Raw genomic sequence first — 7,007 nt, forward strand, 5'->3', positions numbered from 1 at the left:
GGCCAGCTGCGTGCACAGCTGCCGCGCATCGGTGTGTGGTCGGTGCTGGCGCCGCCCGGCTGGCGCCTGCGCGGCTCGCTGGCGGCGAATATCGCCATCAGCGGCAAGCGCTCTGCCCCGCAACTGGCAGGCACGCTGCAGGCCGACGACCTAGCGCTGCGTTCGGTGGTGGACGGCATCGAGTTCAGCAACGGCACACTGCGTGCCACGCTGGACGGCACCCGCATGCGCATCAGCGAATTCACCTTGCAGGGTGCCGGCGGCCAGGGCGCTGGCGGCCTGCTGCGTGCGCAGGGCGAGGCGGGCTGGGTCGAAGGCAAGCCGCAGGTCCGGCTCGACGCCAAACTGGAACGGCTGCGTGCCAGCCTGCGCACCGACAGGCAGCTCACGGTGTCGGGCGACATCCAGGCCAGCCTGCTCGGCAAGGCCGCGTCCCTCACCGGCAAACTGGTGATCGACCAGGCGCGCATTTTGCTGCCCGACGAAAACACGCCGCAGCTCGGTGACGATGTGATCGTGCGCAGCAGCAGCGGCGCGGCCTCCGGCAAAAAGGGGCCGGCCGAAGCCAATGCGCCCACCGCCACGCAAGCCGAAAAAGACGGCCGTGCGCTGGACCTGGCCGTGCAGATTGACCTGGGCCAGGACTTCCGCATCCAGGGCAAGGGCCTGGACACACGCGTGCAGGGCACGCTGGCGCTCAGCGGCGAATCGTTCCGCAATGCGCGGCTGAACGGTACGGTGCGCACCGTCGGCGGCCAGTACCGCGCGTACGGCCAACGCCTGGATGTGGAGCAGGGCCAGCTGCGTTTCACCGGCCCCATCGACAACCCGACGCTGGACATCCTGGCGATTCGCCCCAACCTCACGCAGCGCGTCGGCGTGCAGATCACCGGCACCGCCCTGCTGCCGCGCGTGCGCCTTTACGCGCAGCCCGAGCTGTCAGATGCCGAAAAACTCTCCTGGCTGGTGGTGGGCCGCGCTTCAGCCAGCGGCGGCGCCGAAGCCGCACTGCTGCAGCAGGCCGCCATCGCCCTGCTGGGCAGCAAAGCCGGCGGCGGCATGTCCGGCGGGCTGGCGGCTTCGCTGGGCCTGGACGAGCTGTCCTTCCGCGGCGCGGCCAGCAACACCGACGGCAGCGCCGCCCAGGGCGCCGTCACACTGGGCAAACGCTTTTCGCGCAATTTCTACGCGGCCTACGAGCGCAGCCTGTCGGGCGCACTCGGAACGCTGTTCGTGTTTTATGACCTGTCACAGCGCTTTACTGTGCGCGGGCAGGCGGGAGATCAAAGCGCGGTGGACCTGATCTTCACGCTGCAGTTTGACTAAGGCAGGTGTTGGACGGGTGCTTGAAAGATGGTGCCCTTGGCAGGAATCGGACCTGCGACCTATCCCTTAGGAGGGGATCGCTCTATCCACTGAGCTACAAAGGCAGACGCGTAGTTTACCAAGGCGGGCGACGCCGATCGGGATCTACCCAGGCAATCCCCCGAAGGCCGCACGTCGCTACTGTTTTAATAGCTGCTCGCGCGCACTGCATAAGGGCTGGAGAGTTAAAACGCTTGAAGAAATGACGCTTCAGGCTCGTTTCCCGCCGCAGCATGCGCGCTCATGCCAGAACCTCCGGCCCGAAGGCCAGCCCGTCCAGCTTGTCCGGGTTGCGCATGACGTAGATGTTTGTGGCTTTGCCTTCGTCGTTGTAGGCGAAGGTGATGGCCGCCGCAATCTCGCCGCTGTTCATGCGCAGCTGGATGGCGCGGCCGCCGTTGATCTCGCAGGGCAGCCATTCGTAGGCAGCCCAGTAGCGAGCCAGCTGCGTGGCAATGAGCGTGAGCACGCTGCCCTTGCCCCGCACCACGCCTTCGAAGGAGGGCACTTTTCCGCCGCTGTCGGAGCTGACGGCGATGTCGTCCGAGAGCAGGCTGGCGAGCGATTCGGTGCTGCCTGCGGTGATGGCTTCGCGGAATGCAGCAAGCAGGTCATCCTGCACCTTGGGCGGCGTCACATGCCGCACCTTGCCCTGGGCGATGTTGGTGCTGGCACGCGAAACCAGCTTGCGGCAGGCGGCTTCTTCCATGTCCAGCATGTCGGCCACGTCGGCGTACGGTGTTTCAAAAATCTCGTGCAGCAGGTAAGCGGCGCGCTCTTTGGGCGTGAGCCGCTCCAGCAGCAGCAAAAAGGCCGTGCTCAGCGATGAGGCCAGCAAGGCGTGCGTTTCGGGTGTGTCTTCGGTGCGGGTCTGGATCGGCTCGGGCAGCCAGGTGCCGACGTAATCGACCCGGCTGCGCTGCGCGTCGCGCAGCATGTCGATGCAATGCCGCGTGCAAAGGGTGGTGAGCCAGGCGGCCGGTGTGGCAATGCCGGCGTGGTCGGCCGCCAGCCATTTGATGAAGACGTCCTGCACGGCGTCTTCGGCATCGGCCCGCGAACCGAGGATGCGGTAGGCCAGGCCGAACAGGTGCCTGCGCCTTTCTTCAAACACGGCGGTGGGGGCTATGCCTGTCATGGTGCATGCGCCTTGACCTGACTTAGTGCGCCGAGACCTGGATGCGGTTCCAGAGGTTGATCATGCCAATGGTAGCGGTCAGCGCGCCTATCTCCTTGTCGGTGAACGACTCACGCAGCCGGCCGCGCAGGCTGGCGTAGTCGGTTTGGTGGTCGAGCGCGGTCAACGCTTCCGTCCAGGCCAGTGCGGCTTTCTCGGCTTCGCTGAAGTCGTTGACGTGGGCCCAGACGACGAGGCGGTCCAGCCTGTCCTGGGTTTCGCCGTCTTCACGGGCTTCGCGCAGGTGCATCTTCACGCAGAAGGCGCAGCCATTGATCTGCGAGGCGCGCAGGTGCACCAGGTGGTGAAGCTTTTTGTCGAGCCCGTGGCCGTCGATGGCTTCACGCACTTTGAGCAGGGCGGGAAAAACGTCGGGAACGGCGAGGTCGATACGGACGGGAGAGGTATTGGCAGTGGTGCCAGCAGTCATGGTGTTTCCTTTCAAAGTTGGAGGGGACACCGTATTGACGATCCAGCGTGGCCGTTTGTGACGTGGAAGCTGAAAATAAATGAAACGCTACATCTTTGATAGCTGCTTCCGCCCACCACATAAGGGCTGGAGGCCAAAATGGCTATGAAACTTCGGGCCACACGCCTGCAAGGCCCTCAATCCCGCTTCGCCCACTCCAGGAACTCCGGCTGGTAGCCCTTTGACTTCAGGAAGTCGGCCATCGCGTAGCCCGTGCCGGCCGGCCAGCATTTAACATCTTCATGCGCATAAAGTTTGTAGTCGACCAGCTCGGGCGAGAGCTTGACTTCGCCGTGGCCGACGGCGCTGTAGGCAATGATGATCTGGTTCATGCGCTGGAAGTCGTAGACGCCGATCAGCTTGAGGTCGGTCACGTCGAGATTCGTCTCTTCCTTGATCTCGCGCGTGATGCCGCCCTCGGGCGTTTCGCCGGCTTCCATGAAGCCGGTGATCAGCGCGTACATCTTGGCGGTCCAGGCCGCGTTGCGTGCCAGCAGGATCTTGCCCTGGTATTCGATCACGCCCGCCAGCACCGGCGTCGGGTTGTTCCAGTGGGTGAAGTCGCAGGCCGGGCAACGCAGGCGCGCTTTCTCGCCGCCGTCTTCCATCTCGGTGATCATGGCGAGCGGGGTTGCGCAGTTGGGGCAAAACTTGAATTCGTGCGTCATGGCATGCAGACCTGGTTGCTTCGTTTTTAATAGCTGCCTGCGCCCATCAGACAAGGGCTACAGCCACTTTTTATTCAATAGACCTGTCAGGCCGGAAACACGCCGGTGGACAGGTAACGGTCGCCCCGGTCGCAGACGACAAAAACAATCACCGCGTCTTTCACCGTTTTGGCGATCTCCTGCGCCACCCAGCAGGCACCGGCCGCCGAGATGCCGGCGAAGATGCCCTCTTCGCGCGCCAGGCGCCGGCACATGTCTTCGGCGTCGAGCTGGCTCACCAGCACGGTTTCGTCGATATGGCTGGGGTCGTATATTTTCGGCATGTAGGCTTCGGGCCACTTGCGGATGCCGGGAATGCGCGAGCCTTCACTCGGCTGCGCACCGATGATCCTGATCGCCGGGTTCTTTTCTTTCAGGAAACGCGACACGCCGGTGATGGTGCCGGTAGTGCCCATGGCGCTGACGAAGTGGGTGACGGTGCCCGCCGTGTCGGCCCAGATTTCTGGCCCCGTGGTTTCGTAGTGGATACGCGGGTTGTCCTGGTTGGCAAACTGGTCGAGCACAAGGCCCTTGCCATCTTTGGCCATCTGGTCGGCCAGGTCGCGCGCATGCTCCATGCCGCCGCTTTTGGGCGTGAGGATGAGCTCGGCGCCGAAGGCCTTCATGGTCTGCGCACGCTCGATGGACAGGTCCTCCGGCATGATCAGCACCATGCGGTAACCCTTGATGGCCGCGGCCATGGCCAGCGCAATGCCGGTGTTGCCGGAGGTAGCTTCAATCAGCGTGTCGCCGGGCTTGATGTCGCCGCGCTCTTCGGCGCGCTTGATCATCGACAGCGCGGGCCGGTCTTTGACAGAGCCGGCAGGGTTGTTGCCTTCGAGCTTGCCGAGGACCACATTGTTGCGTTGGGTGTTGATGTCGGCCTGGATGCGCTGCAGTGCCACCAGAGGCGTTTTGCCAATGGCGTCTTCGATGGTCGGATAATTCATACCCTGCACTGTGCCATAATTTGCCTCTTCGCTTCTTCCTGCCCGGGTGGTGAAATTGGTAGACGCAGGGGACTCAAAATCCCCCGCCGCAAGGCGTGCCGGTTCGATTCCGGCCCCGGGCACCAGATACAGGCCCTTCCATCCAATGGAAGGGCCTTTTTGCTTCATGACCTCACACTTTCTGCGCACCGCCCTCGTTCTGGGTCTGCTTTCGGCCATCGGGCCGTTTGCAATCGACATGTATTTGCCGGCACTGCCGTCAATTGGCCAAAGCCTGAGTGCGTCCGTGGGCGCCGTGCAGGCCAGCCTGATGGCGTTTTTTATTTCGCTGGGCATCGGGCAAATCATCTACGGCCCGATTTCCGACATGGTGGGCCGCAAACCGCCGCTGTATTTCGGCCTGCTGCTGTTTGCCGTGGCCAGTGTCGGCTGCGCGCTGGCGCCCGATATCCAGACGCTGGTGGTGCTGCGTTTCATCCAGGGCCTGGGCGCCTGCGCTGGCATGGTGGTGCCGCGCGCTGTGGTGCGTGACCTGCACACCGGGCACGACGCGGCCCGGCTGATGTCGCTGCTGATGCTGGTGTTCAGCGTCTCGCCCATCCTCGCGCCGCTGGCCGGCAGCCTGCTGATCGAGTCGCTGGGCTGGCGCAGCGTGTTCTGGGCCGTCACGGTGGCCGGCGTGCTCGGCCTGGCTCTGCTGGCCACCAGCCTGCCTGAAACCCGGCCGCCCGCGCAACGGGTGGACAGCAGCGTAGGCAGTGCCCTCGCAGCCTACGGCGTGCTGCTGCGCGACCGGCATTTCATGGGCCTGGTGTTCATCGGTGCCTTTGGCATTTCCAGCTTCTTTGTCTACCTGGCCAACTCGTCCTTCGTGCTGATCGACCACTATGGGCTCACGCCGCGGGAATACAGCATCGCCTTCGCGGCGAATGCGGCCTCCTTCATCGGTGTGTCCCAGTTCACCGGCCGGCTCAGCGGGCGCTTCGGCCTGGTGCCGGTGGTGAAGGTCGCGGTCACTGGTTATGCAGCGGTGATGGCCGGCCTGCTGGTGTTGAACCTGCTGGGCATGGATCAGCTGGTGGTGATGCTTCCGCTGATGTTCATCGGCTACGGTTTCCTCGGGCTGGTGGTGCCCACCACCGCCGTGCTGGCCCTGGACGACCACGGCGCCATCGCCGGCACCGCCTCGGCGCTGATGGGCACGCTGCAGTTCGTGACCGGCGCCGTGATGATGGCGCTGGTGGGCCTGTTCGTGGACGGCAGCGCACGGCCCATGGTGGTGGGTATCGCCGGCTGCGCGCTGGTGGCGTTTGTGATGGCGCGCGGCACGCTGGGTGGCAGCTCGCGCAGCCCATCAGCCTGAGCCGGCTGCCGGCTCCCGCGCTTTATCCCGCCTTGCCGAGCAGGCGACCAAGCACCCGGTAGGCCTGCTCCACTTCGTCCGTGAAACGCACGGTACAGCCCAGCCGCACAAAGCCGTCGTAGCGCCCAGTGTTGGAAAACATGGAACCCGGCGCGATGCGTATGCCTTCGCGCAGGGCCTGCTCGAACAACCTGGAGGACGACGCGCCTGGCGAAAGCTCGACCCACAGGTTGAGCCCACCCGGCGGAATGCTCAGGCGCGTGCCCGCCGGAAAATGGCGGGCGACGGCACGTGCCGCCTGCTCGCGCTGGCTGCGCAGGCTGGTGCGCAGGCGCTGGAGGTGGCGCGCAAACGCCGGCGCCGAAGCCCAGCGTGCGGCCAGCAGTTGTCCCCACTGCGCTGTGTTGCGGCTTTGCGCGAACTTGAGCATGTACACACGTTCGTGCCATCGGCCGGCGCTCATCCAGCCCTGCCGCAGCCCCGGTGCCAACGTCTTGTTGAACGACTCGCAATAAATGACATGGCCTGAAACGTCCCAGGCCTTGGCCGGGCGCGGCGGCGTGGGCGAGTCCAGCAGCAGCCGGTAGGAATCATCTTCCACCAGCGCCAGCCCGTGCGCGCTGCAGAGCGCCACCAGCGCCGCCTTGTGGCTGTCGGGCATCAGCGTGCCCAGGGGCATTTGCAAATGCGGCATGACCACCACCGCCTTGAGCCGCGGCTCGGTGCGCACCGCCAGCTCCAGCGCTTCCAGCGAGATGCCGGTGCGCGGGCTGCAGGGGATTTCCAGAGACTTCAGGCCTTGCGATTCGATCACCTGCAGCAGGCCGTAATAAGTGGGCGACTCCACCGCCACCACATCGCCCGGCTGCGCCACCGCGGTCAGCGCCAGGTGGACGGCCTCGGTGTTGCCGCTGGTGGCCAACACGTCCTGCGGCGCCACGCGCACCCCTGCATCGAGCGCGCGGCGGGCCATCGC

Annotated in this window: 7 protein-coding genes and 2 tRNA genes; 3 read left to right on the forward strand and 6 right to left on the reverse strand. The window is 65.0% G+C overall.

Translation table 11 applies throughout. The features are described from left to right. On the forward strand, nucleotides 1-1,326 hold a 1,326-nt coding region (locus tag WA904_RS17700), incomplete at its 5' end, for a translocation/assembly module TamB domain-containing protein (protein WP_425198442.1). A gap of 28 nt (nucleotides 1,327-1,354) precedes the next feature. Here WA904_RS17700 and WA904_RS17705 read toward each other — a convergent pair. From WA904_RS17705 to cysM, 5 genes are all read right to left on the reverse strand, one after another. Continuing rightward, nucleotides 1,355-1,430 (reverse strand) — tRNA-Arg (locus WA904_RS17705). A gap of 176 nt (nucleotides 1,431-1,606) precedes the next feature. Next, entirely contained in the window at nucleotides 1,607-2,503 is an 897-nt protein-coding gene (gene sigJ / locus WA904_RS17710; protein ID WP_425198443.1) for an RNA polymerase sigma factor SigJ, read from the reverse strand. A 22-nt stretch (nucleotides 2,504-2,525) separates the two neighbouring features. Beyond that, nucleotides 2,526-2,972 carry a carboxymuconolactone decarboxylase family protein gene (locus WA904_RS17715; protein ID WP_425198444.1) on the reverse strand — a complete coding sequence of 149 codons (447 nt, stop codon included), beginning with the start codon at nucleotides 2,970-2,972 and terminating at the stop codon, nucleotides 2,526-2,528. Nucleotides 2,973-3,148: 176 nt separating this feature from the next. Continuing rightward, nucleotides 3,149-3,679 (reverse strand): NUDIX domain-containing protein, encoded by a 531-nt coding sequence (locus tag WA904_RS17720; RefSeq protein WP_425198445.1) that lies wholly within the window; start codon nucleotides 3,677-3,679, stop codon nucleotides 3,149-3,151. An 86-nt stretch (nucleotides 3,680-3,765) separates the two neighbouring features. Continuing rightward, nucleotides 3,766-4,668, reverse strand: coding sequence for a cysteine synthase CysM (cysM, locus tag WA904_RS17725; protein ID WP_425198446.1), 903 nt, complete (start codon nucleotides 4,666-4,668; stop codon nucleotides 3,766-3,768). A 40-nt stretch (nucleotides 4,669-4,708) separates the two neighbouring features. Between cysM and WA904_RS17730 the strand changes: the two genes are divergently transcribed. Together WA904_RS17730 and WA904_RS17735 are read left to right on the forward strand one after the other, a co-directional pair. Further along, a tRNA-Leu gene (locus tag WA904_RS17730) sits at nucleotides 4,709-4,793 on the forward strand. Between the two features lie 41 nt (nucleotides 4,794-4,834). Then, nucleotides 4,835-6,031 carry a multidrug effflux MFS transporter gene (locus tag WA904_RS17735; RefSeq protein WP_425198447.1) on the forward strand — a complete coding sequence of 399 codons (1,197 nt, stop codon included), beginning with the start codon at nucleotides 4,835-4,837 and terminating at the stop codon, nucleotides 6,029-6,031. 22 nt (nucleotides 6,032-6,053) lie between these two features. Here WA904_RS17735 and WA904_RS17740 read toward each other — a convergent pair. After that, on the reverse strand, nucleotides 6,054-7,007 hold a 954-nt coding region (locus tag WA904_RS17740), incomplete at its 5' end, for a PLP-dependent aminotransferase family protein (RefSeq protein WP_425198448.1).

Origin of the sequence: Polaromonas sp. (genome assembly GCF_049790275.1) — a bacterium.
GTDB lineage: Bacteria > Pseudomonadota > Gammaproteobacteria > Burkholderiales > Burkholderiaceae_C > Polaromonas.

What these genes read in the sequence shown, in the direction of transcription:
- cysM (WP_425198446.1), bottom strand. Translation starts at nt 4,668, where the DNA reads ATGAATTATCCGACCATCGAAGACGCCATTGGCAAAACGCCTCTGGTG.
- WA904_RS17735 (WP_425198447.1), top strand. Translation starts at nt 4,835, where the DNA reads ATGACCTCACACTTTCTGCGCACCGCCCTCGTTCTGGGTCTGCTTTCG.
- WA904_RS17720 (WP_425198445.1), bottom strand. Translation starts at nt 3,679, where the DNA reads ATGACGCACGAATTCAAGTTTTGCCCCAACTGCGCAACCCCGCTCGCC.
- WA904_RS17715 (WP_425198444.1), bottom strand. Translation starts at nt 2,972, where the DNA reads ATGACTGCTGGCACCACTGCCAATACCTCTCCCGTCCGTATCGACCTC.
- sigJ (WP_425198443.1), bottom strand. Translation starts at nt 2,503, where the DNA reads ATGACAGGCATAGCCCCCACCGCCGTGTTTGAAGAAAGGCGCAGGCAC.